The sequence below is a fragment of the uncultured Thiocystis sp. genome (genome assembly GCF_903866365.1).
Classification (GTDB): Bacteria; Pseudomonadota; Gammaproteobacteria; order Chromatiales; family Chromatiaceae; genus Chromatium.
In genome coordinates, this window is record NZ_CAIPNF010000072.1 from 18,078 (window position 1) to 39,781 (window position 21,704).

The 21,704-nt window shown below is 60.7% G+C and carries 20 protein-coding genes, 1 pseudogene and 1 CRISPR repeat array; of the genes and pseudogenes, 12 read left to right on the plus strand and 9 right to left on the minus strand.

What is annotated here, in order from left to right; genetic code table 11:
* Positions 1 to 112: 112 nt before the first annotated feature.
* The 6 genes and pseudogenes from QZY07_RS04745 (at position 113) to QZY07_RS04770 (ending at position 5,476) form a co-directional block, all read left to right on the plus strand.
* Complete coding sequence (locus QZY07_RS04745; protein ID WP_295400210.1) at positions 113 to 373, plus strand: hypothetical protein; 261 nt, start codon at positions 113 to 115, stop codon at positions 371 to 373.
* Positions 374 to 466: 93 nt separating this feature from the next.
* Positions 467 to 951 (plus strand): annotated as a pseudogene (locus QZY07_RS04750) (IS3 family transposase); the annotation flags it as partial.
* A gap of 137 nt (positions 952 to 1,088) precedes the next feature.
* The gene (locus QZY07_RS04755) at positions 1,089 to 2,120 is read left to right on the plus strand and encodes a glycosyltransferase family 2 protein (protein WP_295400211.1); all 1,032 of its coding nucleotides are present in this window, start codon (positions 1,089 to 1,091) and stop codon (positions 2,118 to 2,120) included.
* Positions 2,110 to 2,481, plus strand: coding sequence for a GtrA family protein (locus QZY07_RS04760; RefSeq protein WP_295400212.1), 372 nt, complete (start codon positions 2,110 to 2,112; stop codon positions 2,479 to 2,481). The genes QZY07_RS04755 and QZY07_RS04760 overlap by 11 nt, the downstream gene beginning before the upstream one ends.
* Complete coding sequence (locus tag QZY07_RS04765) at positions 2,478 to 3,905, plus strand: hypothetical protein (RefSeq protein WP_295400213.1); 1,428 nt, start codon at positions 2,478 to 2,480, stop codon at positions 3,903 to 3,905. The genes QZY07_RS04760 and QZY07_RS04765 overlap by 4 nt, the downstream gene beginning before the upstream one ends.
* Positions 3,906 to 4,048: 143 nt before the next feature.
* Positions 4,049 to 5,476: a hypothetical protein gene (locus tag QZY07_RS04770; RefSeq protein WP_295400214.1), complete on the plus strand. Its 1,428-nt coding sequence runs from the start codon at positions 4,049 to 4,051 to the stop codon at positions 5,474 to 5,476.
* A gap of 237 nt (positions 5,477 to 5,713) precedes the next feature.
* Here the strand turns inward: QZY07_RS04770 and QZY07_RS04775 are convergent, their stop codons facing one another.
* Positions 5,714 to 8,113, minus strand: a complete 2,400-nt coding sequence (locus QZY07_RS04775) for a glycosyltransferase (RefSeq protein ID WP_295400216.1) — start codon at positions 8,111 to 8,113, stop codon at positions 5,714 to 5,716.
* Between the two features lie 104 nt (positions 8,114 to 8,217).
* Here QZY07_RS04775 and QZY07_RS04780 point away from each other — a divergent pair, with 104 nt between their 5' ends.
* The 5 genes from QZY07_RS04780 to QZY07_RS04800 all read left to right on the plus strand — a co-directional run bounded on the left by QZY07_RS04780 (position 8,218) and on the right by QZY07_RS04800 (position 12,046).
* On the plus strand, positions 8,218 to 9,363 hold the full coding sequence (locus QZY07_RS04780) for a nucleotidyltransferase family protein (protein WP_295400218.1): 1,146 nt from the start codon (positions 8,218 to 8,220) through the stop codon (positions 9,361 to 9,363).
* Positions 9,364 to 9,374: 11 nt separating this feature from the next.
* Positions 9,375 to 9,650 carry a PqqD family protein gene (locus tag QZY07_RS04785; protein WP_295400220.1) on the plus strand — a complete coding sequence of 92 codons (276 nt, stop codon included), beginning with the start codon at positions 9,375 to 9,377 and terminating at the stop codon, positions 9,648 to 9,650.
* Positions 9,634 to 10,482, plus strand: a complete 849-nt coding sequence (locus QZY07_RS04790; RefSeq protein ID WP_295400222.1) for a hypothetical protein — start codon at positions 9,634 to 9,636, stop codon at positions 10,480 to 10,482. Before QZY07_RS04785 ends, QZY07_RS04790 begins: the two co-directional genes overlap by 17 nt.
* 71 nt (positions 10,483 to 10,553) lie before the next feature.
* Positions 10,554 to 11,378, plus strand: a complete 825-nt coding sequence (locus tag QZY07_RS04795) for a glycosyltransferase family A protein (protein WP_295400224.1) — start codon at positions 10,554 to 10,556, stop codon at positions 11,376 to 11,378.
* A gap of 134 nt (positions 11,379 to 11,512) precedes the next feature.
* A complete protein-coding gene (locus tag QZY07_RS04800) occupies positions 11,513 to 12,046 on the plus strand; it encodes a twin-arginine translocation signal domain-containing protein (RefSeq protein WP_295400226.1) in 534 nt (177 codons plus the stop codon).
* Positions 12,047 to 12,048: 2 nt separating this feature from the next.
* On the opposite strand, the gene QZY07_RS04805 is transcribed toward QZY07_RS04800, so the two are convergent.
* From QZY07_RS04805 to QZY07_RS04840, 8 genes are all read right to left on the minus strand, one after another.
* Positions 12,049 to 12,693, minus strand: coding sequence for a hypothetical protein (locus QZY07_RS04805; RefSeq protein WP_295400228.1), 645 nt, complete (start codon positions 12,691 to 12,693; stop codon positions 12,049 to 12,051).
* Between the two features lie 191 nt (positions 12,694 to 12,884).
* The gene (locus QZY07_RS04810; protein WP_295400229.1) at positions 12,885 to 13,454 is read right to left on the minus strand and encodes an alpha/beta hydrolase; all 570 of its coding nucleotides are present in this window, start codon (positions 13,452 to 13,454) and stop codon (positions 12,885 to 12,887) included.
* 174 nt (positions 13,455 to 13,628) lie between these two features.
* A complete protein-coding gene (locus QZY07_RS04815; protein WP_295400231.1) occupies positions 13,629 to 14,483 on the minus strand; it encodes an ATP-binding protein in 855 nt (284 codons plus the stop codon).
* Positions 14,410 to 15,030, minus strand: a complete 621-nt coding sequence (locus QZY07_RS04820) for a metallophosphoesterase family protein (RefSeq protein ID WP_295400243.1) — start codon at positions 15,028 to 15,030, stop codon at positions 14,410 to 14,412. Before QZY07_RS04820 ends, QZY07_RS04815 begins: the two co-directional genes overlap by 74 nt.
* Positions 15,031 to 15,073: 43 nt before the next feature.
* Positions 15,074 to 16,072, minus strand: a complete 999-nt coding sequence (locus QZY07_RS04825) for a zinc-binding dehydrogenase (protein ID WP_295400233.1) — start codon at positions 16,070 to 16,072, stop codon at positions 15,074 to 15,076.
* Between the two features lie 93 nt (positions 16,073 to 16,165).
* Positions 16,166 to 17,098, minus strand: a complete 933-nt coding sequence (locus QZY07_RS04830; protein ID WP_295400235.1) for a 2-dehydropantoate 2-reductase — start codon at positions 17,096 to 17,098, stop codon at positions 16,166 to 16,168.
* A gap of 242 nt (positions 17,099 to 17,340) precedes the next feature.
* A complete protein-coding gene (locus QZY07_RS04835; RefSeq protein WP_295400237.1) occupies positions 17,341 to 17,838 on the minus strand; it encodes an Hsp20/alpha crystallin family protein in 498 nt (165 codons plus the stop codon).
* A 169-nt stretch (positions 17,839 to 18,007) separates the two neighbouring features.
* Positions 18,008 to 19,558 (minus strand): OmpA family protein, encoded by a 1,551-nt coding sequence (locus QZY07_RS04840; RefSeq protein WP_295400239.1) that lies wholly within the window; start codon positions 19,556 to 19,558, stop codon positions 18,008 to 18,010.
* On the opposite strand from QZY07_RS04840, the gene QZY07_RS04845 reads away from it, so the two are divergent.
* Positions 19,524 to 20,000: a hypothetical protein gene (locus QZY07_RS04845; RefSeq protein ID WP_295400241.1), complete on the plus strand. Its 477-nt coding sequence runs from the start codon at positions 19,524 to 19,526 to the stop codon at positions 19,998 to 20,000. The two genes, QZY07_RS04840 and QZY07_RS04845, sit on opposite strands and share 35 nt — an antisense overlap.
* A 384-nt stretch (positions 20,001 to 20,384) precedes the next feature.
* Positions 20,385 to 21,573: direct repeats of the CRISPR family, unit length 29 nt; unit sequence CGGTTCATCCCCGCGAGCGCGGGGAACAC.
* Positions 21,574 to 21,704: the final 131 nt, after the last annotated feature.

A 21,704-nucleotide genomic window follows, 5' to 3' on the forward strand; every position in this document is an offset into this window, starting at 1 on the left:
CGGACGAAAGCGACAAGTGGGCGCTGTACAAATAAGCGGACAAGCTCGACAAGTTGGCAAGCGCCGCGAAGATAGAACCCTTCTCCTGCCTGCTCGATCACACCGACATCCAATGCAACTGGGCGACGACGAGCTGCCTGATGGCGTGAAGTCGACGAACGAGCTCATGGCGCGCGAGGGAGTCTGGAAATCGGCCAATGACGCACTCGCGATTCTCAATGGACTCCTGGCGGCCATCAATTCCGAGAAGCCGAGATTTGGCGTCCTCAAGAACGACGATGACGCGGTCGTTGCAGAGCTGTCCGAAAACATTGAATATGCAAGGAAGGGCAGCGAAGTGGGCGCCAAATTCAATTTCTCGGTTGTGATGTGAGATGACAGCTAAAGGGATGGGCCAGTGACAGACCATGGTTTTTCTGGTTTACCCGGAAAACCGTGGTCTGTCCCTGATTACGAGGCTGATTATGAGGTCTGGACGGCCGATATCGCCTCTCTGTGGAGCGATGAAGGCTGGCTCTACTGGCCATCGTGCTGGATCTGTTCAACCGTGAAGTGGTCGGCTGGTCGCTCAAGCCGCTCATGACTGCCGATCTCGTCACCGATGCGCTCGCCATGGCCTGGTTCCGCCGCAAGCCAGCACCCGGCCTGATTCGCCGCTCCAACCGGGGCAGCCAGTCCGGCAGCCATCTGTTCCAGGACACGCTGACCCAATACGGGATGATCTGCTCCATGAGCCGCAAGGGAAACTGCTGGGACAATGCCCCCACCGAGAGCTGGTTCAGCTGCTTCAAGAACGAGCGGGTTTTTGACGAACGCTTCGCCACCCGGGACGCGATGCAGGCAACTGCCTTCGAATACATCGAGGCGTTCTACAACCGCAAGCGTCTGCACTCGATCCTCGGCTACACCTCCCCCGTCCAGTTTCTGAAAGACTGGATCAACGCTCAGCAGGGAGAAAAACAGGTAGCATGCGCCACTGCCCTTGGAAGACGAAAAACCGAGGGAACCTCACTTACCGCACAGAGAGCCTTTACGATTGTGATACAGAACATTTGGCACTGCCACAGCGACAACCCGGTGGGGCATCGATGATCAACCCAGTTGCACCGGCAGAAGGCATACCGCTGCTGTCCGTGATCGTTCCCTGTTATAACGAAGAGCAGGTGATCGGCGAAACGATCAGGCGTCTGGGTGCCTTCTGCACTGAACTGGAATCCTTCGATGTCGAGCTGATCTTCGTTGACGACGGCAGTCGTGACCGCACGCGCGACCTTCTGATGCAATTTGCGGCGGCAGATCCGCGCATCAAATTGATTTGTTTCGCCAGGAATTTCGGACACCAGATTGCAGTAACCGCAGGCATCGATAGCGCAAACGGCGATGCGGTCGTGTTGATCGATGCTGACCTCCAGGACCCGCCGGAGGTCATTCGCCAAATGATCGCCAAGTGGCAGGAAGGCTACGATGTTGTTTACGGTACGCGCACGGAGCGTCCGGGCGAGTCGGTATTCAAGTTGGCGGCGGCGCGTGGTTTCTACCGGCTGCTAGACCGGCTTTCCGACGTGCCGATCCCGCTGGACACCGGCGACTTCCGGCTGATGGGCCGCAATGTCGTTGACGCTTTGCGCGCTATGCCAGAGCGGGACCGCTTTGTGCGCGGTATGGTGAGCTGGGTCGGTTTTCGGCAGGTAGCGCTTCCCTATCGACGGGCCGAGCGTTTCGCCGGGGAAAGCAAGTACCCTTTACGGAAGATGTTGCGTTTCGCGACCGACGGCATTCTCTCCTTTTCGACCAAGCCGTTGCAGCTCTCGATCGGTCTGGGCATCTTCTCTGCCTTCCTCGCCCTGCTCGGCATGCTGTACGCGGTACTGATCCGCCTGTTTACCGACAACTGGGTCGAAGGCTGGGCAGCGATTATGGTGGCGGTACTTTTTATAGGCGGTATTCAGTTGATCTCTATCGGTGTTGTCGGCGAATACGTGGGCAGAATTTATGGCGAGATCAAAAAGCGGCCGCTTTACATCGTCAGCAAGTACTACGGGTTCGATAAGTCGCCACCGTTTATGACGCGCAGCCCGGTCGTTCGGTTGGAGCCTGCGAAAAAGGGCGATGGGCGCTGAGTTTTCCCGCTACATTCTTTCCGGCGTCATTAACACGGGCGTCGGCTATCTTGTCTTTCTGTTCGTACTGCATGTCGTTGGTGCGGGCGCCCTGTTCTCGAATGCGATCAGTTATGCGTTTGGGCTGGTGGTAGCCTATATCCTGAATGTCCTGTTCGTGTTCGAATCCAGTCGGCACTCGCTGGCGGCAGCGATCCGGTTTCTGGGGAGTTTTGGCGTTTCCTATGGGGTCAATGCGATGGTGCTGCTACTGATGGTCGACCGGTTCGGCGTCAGGGCCGAGATTTCGCAGATATTCGCCATGGCCGCATACACCATGTCCTTCTACCTACTCAATAAGCACTTCGTCTGGGCGCAATGATGACGACGATCCGCCGGGCGGGCCTCGTGCCGCACACTCCGGGGTCGGAACCGGCCAACCCTCTGGTTGGCGCGTGCGCCATACTGGCTCTGGCGTTGCTGGTGTCGACCTACGCGACCTTGCCAGGACTTACCGTTTTCGGACACGACGAGGTCCACTACTACAAGGACTTCACCTTCAAGCTGAGCGAGGATGGCCGCTGGCTGAACTACCTCCTGCATGATTTCCTGCGCAGCATTCCGCCCGGCACCTGGGCAGTCATGTTGCTCGTCGCGTCCTGGCTGCTGTTCTTCCGGCTTGCTGTCGCCGCCGGTTTCGACACCGGCTACGCCGCGCTCACAACCTCGACCATCCTGCTGGCATATCCGTTCGTGGAACAGAGCCTTTGGCCGGCGACCACGATCCCCGCTGTGGTCATCCTGTTGGGTGCCGGGATCCTTGCGGAGCGGGGTGTCCCGCATCCCTTCATCTACCTGTTGTGCGGGATGTTGCTGTTCGGCACCCTGCAAAGTTTCTACTTTCTGGTGCCGCTGCTTTTCTTGGGGCAGTTCATGACCCGGCAGAGCACCACCACCCGGCGCTGGTCGCTTTTGTTGGGTCACATGACCTGGTGGGTCATTGGGGCCGTTGTCGGTGTATTCTTCATGTCTTTCATCCTACTGCAGATGACAGGGCGCTTCGGGGTGCAGCCTGCCGCGTGGCGCCATACCCAGCCGGTACGTGACCTGGCGGGATTGCTGCGCAACATGGTCTATGTGGCGAGTGCATTCTATGAACAGGCCGCGCAGTTGTTGCGCGTGTCCGGTGCGGATGGTCGCGGGTTCGTCGCCATCCTGGCATTGGCGGCACTATTGCGTGCCAGAACCCTGTTCGGCCTGCACCCTACGTTAATGGTGCTGGCAGCGGTGGCGACGGGGTTCTTTGCCTTCTCCATCCCGCTGGCACCGCTCATCGGTAGCCGCAACCTTGTCGCCATGGCAGCGGCATTCGTCCTATCCATCGCCCTCTTGCCGGGCCCGTCGATCGCCGGCCTGAGCGTAGGTGCGCTTTTGCTGTTGGCGGTCAGTTACGGTTTCTCCGCCAACGGCACTGCTTTACTGGCCAGACACAAGGCGGAGACGCTGTATTTCTACGACAAGTTTCGGAACCTTGTTCCGGGGCAACCGGACAGCTATTCGGCCATTGCGCTGTTTGGGACTATTAGCGATGGCGCACAGGAAGCGCGGACATTCAACCAACCGTCTTACATGCATGCGGTGGCGTATGCGCTTGGCGCCCGAGAATATCGCGATTGCCGTCAGGAGGACAGCCGTTGCGACGGACTGACCGACGGCGAGCCGCTAGCGACACTGCCATTCTCCCGCGGGCAACTGTTGTTCTCTGTTGACTCGGGCAACGTGGCGATCATCCGCTACCGGGAGTGACACCAGTTGGCTGGCGGGTACCGCAAGGAAAGCCCCGGCAGGGAGATGGAAGCCGCGCAGAAACCGTCAAGAACCGGGGACAGACCACGGAAAACCATGGACAGATGAGCGAGCGCGGCGGCATCGGTGACGGCGACACATGAATGAAGATCACAGCGAACCCATGGCCATGGCCATGGCCATGGGCACTCGGCGGTCTCTGTCTGCTGCTCATGGCGTGCCTGATCCTGACCGCGCCCGCGCCCTGGTTCCATGATTTCGCCGAATGGCTTTTTCAGGCTCGCATGATCGGATTGAAGCTCACGGATCCGCATAGCGTCGCGGCCTATGAGCTGGCTTCTTATCCGGTCCCCAACTCGCTGGCCATCCTGCTGCTGGCGGCCCTAACCCTGTTCCTGCCGCCACTGATCGCGGGCAAGGTCTATCTCCTGCTGCAACTCACCGCCTGGGCCTGGTTGCTGGCGAGCTATGCACGCCGTTTCGCGCCCCCCGGGAGCCGTGGCTCGGTCTTCCTGGTCTCGATCGCGATCGTCGCGCTCTCGAGTTTCTTCTGGTACGGATTCATCAGCTATCAATTCGGACTCTGGCTGCTGTTTCTCTTCCTGTACCAGTGCAACCGACCATGTCCACCCTGGGTCACCGCCGCCTTCGGGATCGCCCTGTTTCTCAGTCATGCCATGACGGCGCTTGTCTGGGGCCTGATCGTTGTGGGGCAGGCGATCGACAAAGCGCGCGACTGCGACACCGCATTCGCCGCCTCAAAAGACTCACGACTGGTCTCGGGTTGTCTCCCGCTGCTGCCCGCAGTTGGCCTGGCAAGCTGGTATCTCGCGGCGCGCCTCTTCGATAACGATCACGCCACCACCCTGGATGCGGGGATGAGCGGTCTGTTCGAAGCCATGCTATACAAGGCCGGTTATCCCCTGATGCTCGGCAGTTTCAGAAACATCCTGCAGGCGAATGGAGCGGGCGTCTTCGAGGATTGGCCGGTGTTCTATCTCGTCGGCGCCGGGGCCAACGCCCTCCTGGCGTTACTGCTGGCCTGCTGGGCGATCTCAGTATTGTGGAAGGCGCTTCGGCGGAAAAAGAGTCCGCCTGACGAACGGGGAAACCCCGCGCTTGCTTGGGCGGCACTGGCCCTGACAACGCTCTATCTGATCGCTCCCTATGGATTTCTGGGACTGCTGAATCCGGCCGGCCGCCTGCTGCTGCCGCTCATTGGGATCATGCTGATTCTGGCCCCTGCGTCCAGTTTCCACTGGTGGCGCTGGGCCGCCTGGCCTGCGGCGCTCGGTCTGATCCTGAGCCTTGCGGGCTATGGCGCGCTGGTGACAACGACCACCGAGACGGACATCGGCGCGAGTGTCAGCTTCAGGCCCGCGACAGGTCAGCTCCCCGATCGCTCCGTCTTTGCGTTCAACCAGGCACTCTATGCCGGCACCCGCTTTCCCTACTTCAATTATCGGGTTCTGGTGCATGGCCAACGCTTCGGGCAGTTGCTGGCCGGGGACTACTCTGGACTCGGCTTTCGAACCGGTCCCATCGTCCGCTATCGCGCCCACAGTGACTAAACCGCGTCTAGCAGCAGAACCGGTGACACAGCAGAACCGAATACAGACCACGGTTTCTCTGAACGGAGGTCCAAACCACAGCAAACGGTGCATGAAAAATGCGACAACTACCTTGACATCCACCGAAGCCGGCGTGACATCTACCGGAAAATCACGGCATTTTGGCATCCATCTGTCGGCCGTGGTACCAGTGGTGCCCCAGGGTTTGCAAGGTTGCGAGAACTGACACCCGATGACTCAATCCAATGCATGCCGGATTTCAAGATCCGGCAGCCCCCAACTGACCACTCCTTGATCGAATGCCCGCATGGCAAAACCTTCCGTATCCAGGTAACCACGATAGCTGTAGTCAGGGAAGAGTAATCCATCTGCATGCAACTCGGCTTTTACCAGCAACATCGTGCCACCAACCGCGTCAACCTCCACCAACTCCTGTCCGCGTAAATCGTCGAGGTAGAGCCTGCCCACCCCGCGCGGGGGTTGGATGATGCCATCCACCAGATAGTTCCAGGATTGCGCGCGAGCGCCGGGCTTATATCTGAACGTATTCAGATCAAATGTTGGTCCACTGGACTCGAGAACGCAGTTAGGCACGACAATGGATTTGCCGGTATCGAGCAAACGGCGCAGGACATCGCTCGGGTAGTCGATCACATCGGCATCGATCCAGAGGATCCACGACTCATTCTGGTAAGCCTTCTGGAACAGTGTATTGCGGCATTTCGAGATGATGCGGCGTCGCTGAAACTGGAGGTTTGGTAGCCAACGCGCACCCTTGATGCGAAAACCGAAATCAAGGCGGAAATAATCGATCCGGTTGAAGTGCTCAACAGACATCGCGCCATACTCGCGCAAAAGCGCCCATGTGTCGTCGTCGCTATCACCTTCCAGGAAGGCCAGTGAGAGCTTCTCACGCGGATAATCAAGTCGCAGCAGGTTCTCGAAGAAAATTTGCACGAAACGGCCAGCATTCTTGATCGGGGTCAGAATCAGCACCGATGGTAATTCGGCAGCCCTTTGACTGTGCTCGATCAACTCCAGTCGACTGCACAGTGGCGTCTTGGAAACAGCATCCTCGGACGATGGCACCAATAATGTGTCATGCGCGTCTGTCTCAGCGCCCAGTTCCGTGGCTAGAGATGGGTGTCCGAGCGCGCGCAGATAGCCCTCTAAATCGAGTCGTTTGCGAAGTTCCTGAACAACACGTGCATAGCTTTCGTTCTCGAAACGCAGCCCCGAAGCCTGCCAATGCTGTTCGAAATGCGTTTGATCGAAAGTATTTCCGTGATGTACCACATACAAATACAGCCTCGGCTGATCGAGCAGCACGACTCGCGCGGACTGCATCAACCTCTCCGTGACCGGCGTGTCTTCACCACGCCTGACGCCCTCCAGATAGGGCGGCAGACAGGCTTTAGCGCAGAGCAGGGAGCCTTCCCAGGCGCGCGGTACAGAGACTGCGAGCCGATCCCGCCGCGGCCACCAGATCAACCAGCGGCTCAGGATGCAGGCATCGGCCCCCAGCGCGTGGATCATGGTCAATTGAGTTTCGATTCTGGCCGGATCGTAAAGATCATCGTCATCCCATTGACAAACGTACTCGCCTCTCGCGAGCGCTACCGCCCGATTGCGGAGTTCTCCCAATGTGGCATCCTGTGATGGAAGCCGATAATAGCGGATTCGCTCGTCATTCTGCCCGAGGATCCACTGCGAAAGTTTTTCGTCCTCCCCGTCGTCCAGAATGACCAGCTCAAGCGCCGGATACGTTTGTTCCTGGAAGCAGCGAATCGCGCAAAGGGCCTGAAGCGCGCGATTCTTCGTCACCATCAGACAGGACACCATGGATGTATCGGGGGCGATCACCTGCCTCGCGTGAACGCTCATATCGGCAATGATCCTGCCTTTAAACAGCAACCTTGCCTGGGCCTGGGCGCTCGGCAGCGGAGCGCCATTCTCCGGGGCACGGTGCCAAGTGCCCGCCCAGTGGTGAATGGCATACGCATGATGAACCAGACGATGCCAGTGCTCCAGATCGAACAGTCGACCTTCCCGGCAGTCATGGGCATCGGCGGGATACACTAACTCGGCGGGCATCACCGTCACCCGACCCTGCCCAGGATCGTTATCCAGTGCACGGGTCAGGAAGAAAGGGCCCGTGGCGTCCAGTGGATCCGGTTCGTGTCGGCAGGCAGCCAATCGCCCGATCACATGATCCCAGAATGGGTGCTGGGGTCGAGAGGCCATCAGCGCATTGCAGACGATCCGACTCAACCCACGAGATAACTTGCGGTTCTGAAGCACATGGGAGGCGGGTTCCAGACCGACCAAAACCTCTTTCCCGTCGAGCAACGGCCCGAGTGGACGCAAACACTCGAAATCAAGATCCGCGTAGACGCCGCCATAATGCTTGAGCAGAAAATAACGGATGGCATCCACCCGGCAGATGGGAGTCAGGTAAGCGTCGTAGATGGTCACAAAATTAGGGTAGTGCAGCGCGAGGAAGGCACGACTGTCGGCATCGGTCCAGAGCCGGTACTCCCAGTCGGGGTGATGCGCCTGCCATGTCCGCTGAAAAACACGAAACGCATCCGGAATGTCGGTCGTTTTCCAGATCTGGTGGATGATTTTAGGAATCATGGCCCGCGATGTCTCCGAGAGGGGATGTAAATCTTGATAGTCAAGTATCCGCCTGTCTTTGAGCGAGATACCATAGCGCAAGGTTTCTCATGTCCGAATCCCCGATGCACGCACATCATTACAGCCTCTATGGACTCGTCAGCGCCCCACGACCGACTGAAGCCCGCGGGCAACGTTTGCGCGAACTCGCGAATGACGTCTGTTGGGAGCGGGTACCAGATATCGCCACCAAACAGCGCATCGGCCCCCTGATCTACTGGCATTTGCGCGAGCACGACATCCCGTATCCGAATCACATCAGACGAACGCTGGCGGCGATCTTTGCGCGGCAGAAGGCCATTGCAGCCGCCCAGACGGAAACTCTTGCCGAAATAATCGCCGCGCTGCGCGACGCCGCGATCGATTCATTGGTGCTGAAGGGTGGCGCGCTGGCTCATATCCTCTACCCCGAGCCGGGCCTGCGTCCCATGGAAGATCTGGATATCCTGGTCCCTTCCAATCAGGGCGAGGCCGCCCGCGAAGTACTCTGCGACCTCGGCTTTCACGCCCCGGCCCCGATAACGCGCTATGCACGGCTGCAACATCATTTGCCGGTCGCGCAACGGATGACGGGCAACATCCTGGTCAGCGTCGAGGTACATACCACAGCCTTCAACCTGTTGATGGCGCACGAACTCTCCTTTTCCTCGCTCCAGCGACCACTGGTCGATTACGTTGCGGGCGGTGAGGCGATGCAAGCGCTGGCGCCAGAGCAAATGCTCTGGATGCAATACCATGGCCTCCGTAAACTAGCCGAACCGGTTCGCTTCCTGCAACTGGCTGACCTTGTCGGACTGGTCGAGCGCTATGCCGATGTGCTCGATTGGCCGCAGTTGAGGCGGGATTATCCTGACTTATGGCATGCACTTACCGCGTTGCACGCCTTTACGCCGCTTGGCGGCAATGCGTGCGGTCATCTCGGTCTCGATGCCGAGCGCCCACCATCCATGCGCGGAATTGGCGAGGATTATCGGGGATGGCCACGTCATGGATTCACCCAGAAGCTCAATCCGCGGGAGCGTTGGCAACTGTTGGCCGAGACGCTGCACCCCCCGGAGTGGTGGGCGCGTTTCGTTTATGGCATACCGTCCGCACGCGGTCTCTCGGGCGTCTTTTTTCACCGCCACCCGGCCGCCTTCATTCACCAGGGGCTGCGCCGACTGTACCTGGGGCCAGTCAGCCGCGGCGCTTTTTTCAAGACAGAGATTTGAAGAGACCCCGTATGGATCCACTCTCCACCTGTTTCCAGCATCAACAACAACTTGAAGTCGAAGATACTGGAGATGAACTCCTGATCTACCGAACCGGAGATGACAGCACCTACTACCTCAACGGCACAGCCGCGCTGGTCTGGCGCCTGTGCGACGGTCAGCGTCGCGGTGCCGATATCGTCGATTTGCTGGTCGACGCCTATCCGGATGAGAGCGTAACCATTCGCTCGCAGGTGCCCGAGATTCTGCGTGAGCTGACTGAGCGCGGTGTTGTCGCATCCATCTAATCCCGCCACCGAGCGCGTCGTCGGCTTTGCCGGCCAGCGCCTGCGTTTGCGTTCCGCGGCGCCGGAAGTGATCCAGGCTGTCGATTTCCTGTTCGCGCCACATGTCGTCGATGCCCACGCGGATGATTCTCCCGGCCTTGATGTGCATCGAACGGCGGAAGCCTACCATTTCACTGGGCCGGGCGATTGCACGCCATCACTGGTCAGGCTGGACGTTCTGGACGTAGTCCTGTCGCAGACCATCCTCTCTCGATTGGTCGAACAGGATGCATGCCATCTCATGCTGCATGCCGCCGCGCTCGAATGCGCCGGACGCGGAATCTTATGCGTCGCGGCCGCCGGTTGTGGCAAGACGACCCTGACCGCCTGGCTGCTCGGCGATGGCTGTCGCTACCTGACCGACGAACTGGTCGCGATCGACACGGAAGTCACCATGCGCGGTCTCTCGCGCCCGCTCAACGTCAAGGCATCCGGACTCGATCTGGTTCGCGACTTCCCCTGGTTGGCGAAGGATCTGGCCCGCGCGCGAACCAGCGGACAAGTCACGCTCATTCCACGCGGGGATGCCTGGCTCTCGCCGCTACCGATCTCCGCGTTGATCTTTCCGCGTTTTACCGCCAACGCTGAATTCGCCGTTGAAGCGCTGACGGTTGGTCAGTGCGCGGCTTCTCTGATGAGTAGCCTGCTGAATGCACGCAACCTACCCAAGCACGGGCTGCCTAGAGCGACGGCCCTGGCACGCCAAGTACCTGCGTTTGCCCTGAGGTACGGGCGACTCACCGACGTATCATCCTGGCTGGCGAATCTGTTTAACGGCCAGGAGTGTCGGTGACCAGGATGCGACTTGACCGGTGAATACTGAAGAGCCATCCTTGGCGCCTTGATCGTCCAACGGTTCAGGAAATGCCCGTTTCCTTCATTACCACTGTTCGTGTCACCGACGAGCGACGTGCGCGCAACCTTCGCTATACGCTCGATTGGTATCAGCGGCAGTGCGATTGGGAGTGGGTCATCGTCGAGCAGGACGCCGCGCCCCGCCTGGATGAATTGCCTCTACCGGAGGGGCTGAAACGGCTCTTCGTCCTCAATCCCGGCCCGTTCAACAAGGCATGGGGATTCAATGTCGGCGTGCGCGCGGCGCGTGGCGACCTCTTGTTTTTTTGCGATGCCGATCTGCTGGTGCCCGCATCGGCCCTGGAAACCGCAACCAGTCTCTGCACCCGCCGGGTGTTGGCGGTCAATCCCTATGAAACACTGGCCGACCTCGGCCGCACCGAGAGCGATGCCCTGCTGGCAGGCGATGAGCCACCGCGATTCGACCGCAACGACGCCTCCGACAGACGCGGAGAGCGCGAACGGATCTGCTTTTGCGGGGGTGCGTTCATGATGCGCCGCTCGCTGCATCAGCACATGGGCGGCTTTGACGAACGCTATCTCGGCTGGGGCGGGGAAGACGACGCCATGAGCCTGCGTCTGGGGCGCACGACCGCCGAGGTGGCCGTGGTACAGGGCCGGATGGCGCTGCATTTATGGCATGCGCGCGAGACGGCGACGACCTTCGGCAACCCCCACTATCGGACCAATCTGGAGCGTCTCGATGCCCTGCGGGCACTACCAGATAATGAATTCCGCTTCATGCGCGATGTCCAGCGCCAGCTCATGGGGTACCCTGGCAAGTACGAGCGGGAGTTGCGTCGGGGGGACGACGCGAGTCTGCCGAACGCGTAAGTAACAGCGACACGCAATCCTCGGCCAAAGAGAGATAAGATTGTTTTTGATGTGGCGTCTGGTTGCGGCTCGGTTGAACGGAATGGTCGCAATCGGTCAATTCTGTGGTTCGAATATAAGGAGTGAAAAGAACAATGAACGAAATAAACGATCGGCCAACCACCTCCGAGGGACGTCGCCGTCTGCTCAAAACGCTCGCGGTCGGCGGCGCCACAGCGGCGCTGCTCCCCGAGAAGTGGGTGACGCCGGTGATCGACAAGATCTTGGTGCCGGCGCATGCGCAGACAAGCGTCGTCAATCCTTTTGTTGGTATTTACTCAAATAATGGTCCGCAGTTTGGCTTTGGCTATAACCCAAGCAATCTGTTCGAGCGGCTGGCCGATGCCTTGATACCCTCCGCGCACGCCGCTTTATCGATTCAATGCCCGGCTCACTGTGTCGCGTTTCAGGTGTTTGAGAACGCGACCGTCAATGTATGGGTTGATGGAACCTCAGACCCCACAAACATTAATCCCGTCTCCGGCTTGATTGCTAACGTCAACGGTTTCACTGATTGCGTTGTCCAGGGTACTCAATTAACCGGATTCAATAACCTGATATGCGAAGGTGCCTTTTTTTTGGGCAAGGTAGATACGCTGCCTATACAATGCGCTAATCCGCCTGAATAGCCTCAAAATTCAGTGACCCCCTGGTGGCGTGTCGCCACCTCGGGATCGACGAAAACGCGATAACCGAGCTGTCGCAGTCGGTGGCAGACCCAGTAGTCCTCGGACAGATAATCGCCGCCGACCACGCCGACCTGGAACACGTCGAAATGTACTTGCGCCAGCGGCGTGCCACGTGACAATTGTGGGCCATAGGTGCGCCCCGCCTCCCGCGCTTCAGCGACCAGCGCCCCGACGGCCTGGCGGGACAACATCAAGGCCGCCGTGCCGATGCGGTCTATCTCGTGCAGTCCGCCGCGCTCGCCCAGACAGGCTCCGATGTTAAAAATCCGCTCGCCGCGCTGATTGAACCCCTTGAGTGGCACCGCCGCTCCGATGACATCCACCTCGTGCGCGAGCAGCCGCATCAATCCCTCGGCGGAAAGGAAGACATCGCCGTCGAGAAAAAGCAGATGGGTGTATTGCATTTCCTCGTGAAATTTCGAGAGGATCGCGTTACGCGCGCGGGTGATGAGGCTCTCGTTGCCGATCGCCGCGACTGAAAAATTCAGGTCGGCGCGAAAATACTCCGAGATCGAGGCGAGATAATCGAGGTGGACCATGCCGGCATAAGCCGGAGTGCCGATCAGGATGTGGTGCGCGGGGGGCATACGCGTTCTCCGGAAAAAGTTTGTTGACAGTTTTTATAAGCGCGCGCCTGAACATCGCTGCCACTTGATTGCGCAACCATAGCCAGTTAGGGGCTGTATTTCGAGAACATCATTGAACCGTCGATCAGCGACCGCGGCATCCGTGCCCGACGGACATTCCAGTCGCGTAAGATCCGCTCAACGCAGAGGCTCTACGGAACGCGGATCAAATTGACGTAATAATTCGTTTGCTCCGGATTCGCCCAATAGCCGCCATGATCGTACACATGCAGGGCGGGATTCATGATGGTCGCGGAGCTGGGGCTGAAGTCGTGGATCTCGAACCGGAACCTCGCCTGACCCTGCGAGACCTCCTCGACCCGGCGCGCCAGCGAGGCGAGCGGTGACATGGACTCCGGCCCCTTGAAACCCAGGGCCGCATCATGCTCGTTGACGCGGAACGCCCCGCCCAGCACCTCGTCCGCGCGCGAGGTGGAAATATGCAGACGGGACACGCCAAAGGCGGCCTCCGGAAAATGATATTCCTCCGGGCGGTCGGGGTTATGAAAGACATCGTCCTCGACGGCGGCGGCCAGCAGCAAGGCATGGTCGACGCGCAAGGTCGACTTCTCCCGAAAGAAGCGCTCGCCCAGCACCGCCAGACAACGCAGCACCACATGCGCGCCCAGCGAATGGGACACCAGCGAGATGGATTTCGGGGCGGCGACGGTCTGGGCCTCGCTCAACAAATGGTAGAGCGCTACCCCTGTGAAATCGAACATTTGGAACGGACGGTGGTGTCAGACCAGCCGATGCGTTTCCGTTCGACCGAAACCGCGTTCCTCATGAATCGCGATCGACGACGTTTCGACGGATCGACCAGGTTGGCATGAACACATGACCGCGTTAGCAGACGCGAGATAAAGGATAGAACATCCACGAAAATCCGTGTTTTCTCAAGGCGAAGTCCGCGGCGAAACCGTCGGCTCGCCGCGCCTGCCGGCTCCTTCAGTCCGCGCCGCCGCTTCCCGTTCTGGCACCGCTGCCGGCGGCCAGCCCGGCTCGGGCAATCCACCTTCCGTCATGATCGGACGGATGGCGTGCAGGATGTTGGCGAACAGATGGCCGTGTCCGGCCTCCTCGCGGGCCAGCAGCGCCTTCATGTGTTCGCGCCGGGTCGGCATGGAGAAACAGGCGGGGCAGGAATCCGGGATGACCGGCAGACCGGCCCGGACGGCATAGTCGGCGGTCTGGCGCTCGCGCGCGTAGACCAGCGGGCGGATGACGCGGACGTCGCCTTCCTGGTTGGTGTAATGGGCCTTCATGGTCCGCAGTTGGCCACCGTGGAACAACGACATCAGCAGGCTCTCGGCCAGATCGTCGAGGTGTTGGCCGAGCGCGAGCACGTTGTAGCCCCGTTCGCGGCAGATGCGGTACATGATGCCGCGTTTCATGCGCGAGCAATAGGCGCAGAAGGAGTCTCCGTCCATGTGCTCCCAGGCCTGTTCCATCAAGGGCTGCTGCTCGTAATGCCAGGGGATGCCGAGGGTGTCGTAATAGTCCTTGAGCGAGCGGGGATCGAAGCCCGGCACCTCCGGGTCGACGGTCAGCACGGCAAGCTCGAAGCGCACCGGCGCATAGGTGCGCAGATGCTGGAGAATCTGGAGCAGCGAGAGCGAATCCTTGCCGCCGGAGACGCCGAGCAGGATACGGTCGCCCGCGCCGATCATGCGAAAATCAGCGATCGCGCGTCCGACCTGGCGCAGCAGCGATTTGGGCGGTTTGAGAGTGTTGGGGCTGGGTATGCTCATGCTGACAGGTGTATCTGACGCCCTGATTCAAGAGGGATAGAGGATAACGATAGGTCTCGACCTGCCATTCCAGCGGCGTCGCGGTCAGGATCATGCAGGAAGGCCCGCCGTGCGTGCGCGAACGCCCGGCCGCGCCAGGGTTAAGAATCCAGGGCCGGGCGTCGACATCCATCGTCAGTCGATGGCTGTGTCCATAGACGATCGCCCGGGCAGACGGAAAACGTCCGCGCAGCAGGCTGTGACGATCGCGCGCATTGGTCTGATGACCGTGGATCACGACCAGATGTCCGCCGGGCAGCGGCTGATCCAGCCATTCCGGCAGATGCACGAGCAGTTGGCGATCTTCCTCCGGCCATTTGCGCGTGACATCGTTATTGCCGAACACCGCCAGCACCCGCCCCAGCCGGGGCTGAAGCTGGGCGAGGATGGTGGCATGTCCGATGTCGCCGCCATGCACGGCCAGGTCGCATTGGCTCACCAGCTCCTGGATGCGCGCATCGAGCGCGCCGTGCGTATCGGACAGGATGGCGACACGCAGCCGATCTATGCTCGCAAAATTTTCCGGATGAGGCGGACCTGGTTTCACCGGCTCAGGCCATGACCAGCGCCAGCTTGCCCGTGACATGCCCCTGCTCGATCAGCGTGTGCGCCTGCGCGGCCTGTTCCAGCGGAAAGGTTTGGGAGACCTGGATCCGCAGTTCGCCGCTGTCGATCAGATCGCCGCAGCGACGCAGGATGTCGCCCTGATGGTTGCGCGCGCGCGGGAGGTTCCGGAGCATTGGAGTCAGCATCAATTCAAGGCCGATCCGCAGATTGCGCAGCCGTGCCTCTTTCAAATCCAGCTCCGGTCCTGGATCCAGAATCGTCACCAGGTCGCCATACTGAGCCATGGCCGGAATGGTCTGACGAAAGACCGCGGGGCCGACCGTGTCGAGGGCAATGTCCACGCCCTGCCCCTCGGTCCATTCCATCACGGACTCGACCAGATCCTCCTCCCGATAGTTGATGCAGTATTCGGCCCCGAGCGCATGGGCGAAATCGGCCTTTTCCGGGCTGCTGACCGTGGTGCAGACGCGCGCGCCGGCCGCCCTGGCGAGCTGGATGGCGACATGCCCCACTCCGCCCGCGCCGCCGTGGATCAGCACCCGTTGCCCTTCGACGAGCCGCGCCCGGTCATGCAGTGCCTCCCAGGCGGTGAGCAGCACCAGCGGGGCGGCGGCCGCCGCGATCATGTCGATGGCGCGGGGCCTGGCCTGCGCCAGATGCTGATCCAGCACGATGTACTCGGCATAGTTCCCGACGGGTCCGCCGAGACCGCCGTGACAGAACCAGACCTCGTCGCCCGGCTTGAAGCGGCTCGCCGACTCGCCCACGGCCTCCACCACGCCGGCGCCGTCGCAGCCCGGAATCGCGGGAAGACCTTCCGGCACCAGCGGGCCGTTCCGACGGATCTTGGCGTCCACGGGATTGACGCCAGCGGCGCTGAGCTTGACCAGAATTTCCTCTGGACCCGTAATCTCGGGGCGAGGCCGTTCAACCCATTGCAGGACTGAGGGTTCGCCGGTTTCGCGCATCTCGATGGCTTTCATGGGTGCTCCGGAGTGGCTCGCGTTGAATCCATCTTCATCATGTAGGGGCCCAGGCGCAACAAGTCCAACACCCGCGCAGACCAGCCGAACGGATCACGCTTGACGATTCCGACGATCGACAAAGGCCAACTGGCGGGCGATCGTCTCGACCGCCGGCAGCCGGACGCCCTGTCTGGCCGCCTCGCGCAACGGTCGACGGTACAGATACTCGATCTCCAGTTCGCGCCTGGCCAAAAAGTCCAGACGCATGCTGGGCGCATAGGGCGCCATCCGTTCGGTGGACTCCAGCAGCCTGCGCGTCAAGCCGTCCTCGAACGGCGCTCCGCAGGCCGCCGCGCCGACCGCGACCTCGGCCATCAAGCGTTCCGCCAGCGCTCTGGCATCCGGGTCCGCCATGAGGACATCGGTGTTCGCCTCCAGCAGGACCGACAGACCGTTGAACGGGATATTCCAGGCGAGTTTGCGCCAGCGGGCCTGAGTCAGCGAGGGCAGCGATTCCACCGCGACCCCGCCCGCGGCAAACGCCTCCATCAGCCGTGGGATCCAGTCGCGCCCCCGCTCGTCAAAGGGTGCAAAGCTGACCTTGCCATAATCGAGATGTACGACGTGTCCGGGACCGACCTTGTTCGAGCACAGAAAACACAGCCCCGCAATCACGCATGCCTGAGGAAACGCCTCGACCAATTCGTCTTCCATGGTCAAGCCGTTCTGCAGGTTCAGAATGACCGTCCCGTCGTGGATCAAGGGCGCGAGCAGTTCGGGCAGACGACGATTCCAGGTCGTCTTGAGCGCGATGCAGACCACCTCGCTCGGCGGAATCGGCTCCGCGGAGGCATAGACCTCGACCGGGTCATGATGCCGGTTGCCGAGCGGCGAATCGACGCGCAATCCCTGCTGGCGAATGAAGTCCACATCGCTGCGCGCGATGAAACGCACCACGGACCCGCCCTGGAGCAATCGCGATCCGTAGAACCCGCCCACGGCGCCAGTGCCGAGGATGGTGAAGGTCAATGCTGGAGAAGTCATGGCAGTTGGCAGTTGGCAGTTGGCAGTTGGCAGTTGGCAGTTGGCAGTTGGCAGTTGGCAGGGCAATTGTGGCATCACTGCGCGGACGCTGAGCAACCGCCCGTCCGCAATCCAAGTCGCGGTCAGACCCGCTGACTGCGTCGACACAAAAAGGCCGACCCGATGGCCGGCCTTTTCTGGCATCCCTGCGCTGCGCCGCGCTCTCGTCCTTGAGCGAAAGCGTCTTCAGCGCTGACGCCGGTTCATTGAACCTCGATGCGACGCCGCTCGGTCTTTTCCGTCTTCGGCAGATGGATCTCCAGCACGCCATCCTTGAACTCGGCCTTGATCTCATCCATCGCGACTTCGGCCGGCAGCCGGATCGTGCGGCTGAAATGACCATGCGTGATTTCGGAACGGAAGTAGGCGCCCTCCTCCTTGGTCTCCTCGTGCCTGCGCTCACCCTTGATCGTCAGCAGATCGCCCGCCAGATCCACTTCGAGGTCTTTCTTCTCGACGCCCGGCACCTCAGCCCGGACTAAAACCTCGTCCTCGCGGTCGATCACATCAACCATCGGGGTGATCTCGAACGCCGTCTCCATGCCGCCCCACTCCGGCCACAGCCCACGGAACGGATGCAACCAGCCACGCCGCAATCCACCTCGTGTCAAGAGATCGTCGAACGCGCGATCCACTTCGTCGAAAAGGGTCATTTCACGACGCGGAACCGCCTCGGCAAGCTCGGTGCGTTTGGTTTTCATGACACTCCTCCTCTTCTTGATTTCCAACTTAATTATAGCCCAAGCTTTTTGATCTGCTATTGCCCTGGCACGGTCGAGCGAAGGTTTTCATAACTCGGGCAGGTTCCAGCCAACGCCAGCGGATAGCTGTCGCGAACGCTCTGCCCGAACGTGGTTATAGCGTCGGTGGCTATTCCTTAACGTACACCTCTACACGCCGGTTCAGACTCCGGCCGGCGGCAGTGGCATTGTCGGCGATCGGGCGCGCGGCGCCGATCCCTTCGACGCTCAGGCGCGCCGCCTCAACGCCACGCTCGATCAAGGACTGCCTCACGGCTTCGGCGCGCCGCTGGGACAGAGACAAATTCAGTTCGGCGCCACCCAAACTGTCCGTGTGGCCTTCAATTTGGACGGTCAGCTCAGGCTGTTCCTTGAGTAAGGTGGCGATGCGTTCAAGGCTGGCAAGCTCACCAGCCGGCAGCGTCGCCTGCCCTGGAGAAAAACGCAGCTCGGCTTCCATTAGTCGCAACAAAACGCCGCGAGGCGTGCAAGTACCGCCAAGATTGGCAAAACCGGCCTCGCGCGCGCGCAGTTTTGCGATGGCCTTTTCGGCCTCATCACGAAGCGTCTGCTGGGCCGATGCAGATTGGCGCCGTTCTTCTTCCAAACGGGCCTCAAGCGTGGCAACCTGGGCATTGGCTGACGCGACCTGCTCCGACACGCCTTGATCCGTCTCGCGGGTTTCCGTTTGGGCCGTCCGTAATTGGTCTTCGACCGCCGCCATTTTTTGCTTGGTTTCGTCCAGCGTGTCCGTGAGCGCGATCAGCGCGGCCCGGTGTTGTTGCAATAATTCCGCGCGCACGCTCTGCTCGGTTTCAAGTCGCTTGTTTAGGACGGCAATGCGATCCTCGGCTGCGTCGAGCGGGCTGGCGTCGGCAAGCCTGAGCGTGCTTTGCTCCAGTTCGGACTGAGTACGCTCAAGTTGTTGCTGCGTCTCGGCGAGTTGCTTGCGCACGGCATCATGGTCCGCCTGGAGCGTTTCCAATCGTGACGTCGTCTCGGCGAGTTGATCGGTCAATGCCTGCCTGTCCTCGCCAGCGCCCTCGTCCGAGGTCAGAACGCCCGCGGCTAACGCCGTGCGCAACAGGTCGGCATCCATCGGCGTCGTTTTGGACAGCTTGACCCGCTCGTTGAGATGGTTTTCCAACTCCGCGACCTTCGCCTGATGCTCTGCGGCGGTTTTTGCGATCGCTTCGTGCACCTTTGCCAGATCCGACTGCAAGGCGATCGTTTTTTCTTGGCCAGCCTCATGGAGCCGTTTCAGCTCGGCATAGGCCGCGACAAGCTCTGCGCGTTCGCCGATCGCCTGACGGGTCTTCTGCTGCTCGGCGGCCAGATCGTCCGCATGAGTTGCGCGAAGCGATGTCAGGTTCCGTTCGAGATCGGCATTCGCCTGCGCGAGCACCTCTAGGCGATCGGTCAGAAGGCTCTTTTCTTCTTGATGTCGGTTCCGCAGGGCAACGATTTCGGCTTGAACGCCATCCTGGGCGTCGACCGCTTGATGGAGCCGCGTATCGACTGCTTTGATCTGCTGGCTCGACTGGTCGATCAGCGCGTCCTTTTCAGCGAGTCGGGCGTAGAGTCGGTCGTCGTACCACTCGTAGAGCAGGTAGACGCCAATCAGGGCAATCAGCAGAAACAACGCCATGGATTTCCAGAACGACGTGCTGGAGTCGGACATCATCATCTCCTTCGGGTGGGTTGCGGCGGTTATCGCTCTCTCGGCATCGTACGGCGCGATTATCCAGCATTTGCGCCGACGATGCTTGATAAAGCCCGCGTTAGAGGAGATCCGGATCAGAATTTGCTTAATCTCCAGCGGGGTGGAGTTTCCGGAATACAATGAGCGCACAAGCCAAATGAATCATGGCCAAATCGTTGCGCGCTTAGCAAACATAACGGGTACGAATCGCCCGAAAGCCTTTCAACCAGGCGATCGTCCGTTCGACCGCCCAGCGTCGGGCTGGATGGGTTTTCGCGTCTGGTGCCGGGGTCTCCTCGCCGATGCGACGACTGTGCGGGAGGTCATCATGCCCTTGTCATTCCGCTTTCACACGGGGGTCATCGTCGCCCTTATCCAAGCACAGATGCCAAGCGGTCTCGGGCGTCAGCTTGAGGCGTGATGGGATGGTCCGCCCGCTCCTCCAACGCGCCCTCAGCGGGCAGAATGAGCGATGAGTTTGACACATCGTCAACCGAGGTAGCGGAGCAGACCCATGACAGCGTTTAGCAAAGAGCCTGTTGTCACGATGGGCATCGATCTGGCCAAGAACAGCATGCATGTGTACGGGGTGGAAGCGCGGGGGCACAAGGTGCTCAGCAAGACGGTGAGCCGCGGGAAGTTGAGCGCGTTCATGGCGAATCGCCCACCGTGCCTGGTGGCGATGGAGGCGTGCGGGAGCGCGCACCATTGGGCGCGGGCGTTGCGTGATTTCGGCTATGAGGTGCGTCTGATCGCCCCGCCATTCGTCAAGCCGTTCGTGAAGTCCGGCCCGTGCCACGGACGACGGTTCATCCCCGCGAGCGCGGGGAACACGATATGGAGGATGTGCCGGTTGGGGTTCATGTCGGTTCATCCCCGCGAGCGCGGGGAACACGTCGGTGTCATGGTCGAATTGAGCGGATTCGTCGGTTCATCCCCGCGAGCGAGGGGAACACGCGACGAATACCGACGAGTCGAACAGCGCCCGCGGTTCATCCCCGCGAGCGCGGGGAACACGTGCTCACTTTGTAGAACGCCGTTTTCTCGGTCGGTTCATCCCCGCGAGCGAGGGGAACACCCCGTGCCGATCACATTGTTGGCGACGAGCTGCGGTTCATCCCCGCGAGCGCGGGGAACACGAATTTTCCAAGCGGCTGGTATTTCGTGAACGGCGGTTCATCCCCGCGAGCGCGGGGAACACGCCCCGACGCATCTGGGGATGACCGTCAATTCCGGTTCATCCCCGCGAGCGCGGGGAACACTGCCAGGCAGCCAGCTTGACACCGTAGAAACACGGTTCATCCCCGCGAGCGCGGGGAACACGACGGAGTTTGGGAGGCGGATCTTTATCCGCGCGGTTCATCCCCGCGAGCGCGGGGAACACGGCGTAGTCTCAAACACCGGGAAATGCAGATCCGGTTCATCCCCGCGAGCGCGGGGAACACGGGCACAGCGCGGGCGGAGGCACTGCGGTTTGCGGTTCATCCCCGCGAGCGCGGGGAACACCGCGATTGGATCGCCCAAGCGCCCCTGATCGTCGGTTCATCCCCGCGAGCGCGGGGAACACACTCGGCTAACATACTATATCCAGGAGGCAGTCGGTTCATCCCCGCGAGCGCGGGGAACACTCGGGGGCTTCATCGATCCGCCGATCCATGATCGGTTCATCCCCGCGAGCGCGGGGAACACCCCCGACCGCGAATCAGTACCGCGTGACCGTACGGTTCATCCCCGCGAGCGCGGGGAACACGAACACAAGCCCTTTGTCGGCGTAGACGAGGTCGGTTCATCCCCGCGAGCGCGGGGAACACGCCGGGATCGACAAAAATCCCGCCAGATGAGCCGGTTCATCCCCGCGAGCGCGGGGAACACCCATTGAACTGAGTTGCCAGCCAGTTTCGCAACGGTTCATCCCCGCGAGCGCGGGGAACACCGTGCGGATGGCGCATCCCAGTTCCCGAAAGGCGGTTCATCCCCGCGAGCGCGGGGAACACTCTTCCCATACTTAGTGCCTGACCGAAAACTCCGAACTTGACCGCAGTCGGGGGCAATTGATTGCCCCTGGCGAAACGTTTTTCTTGAGTCAGTCCTGGTTGGAACGCCGAGCGCACCGCCGAATGAGAAA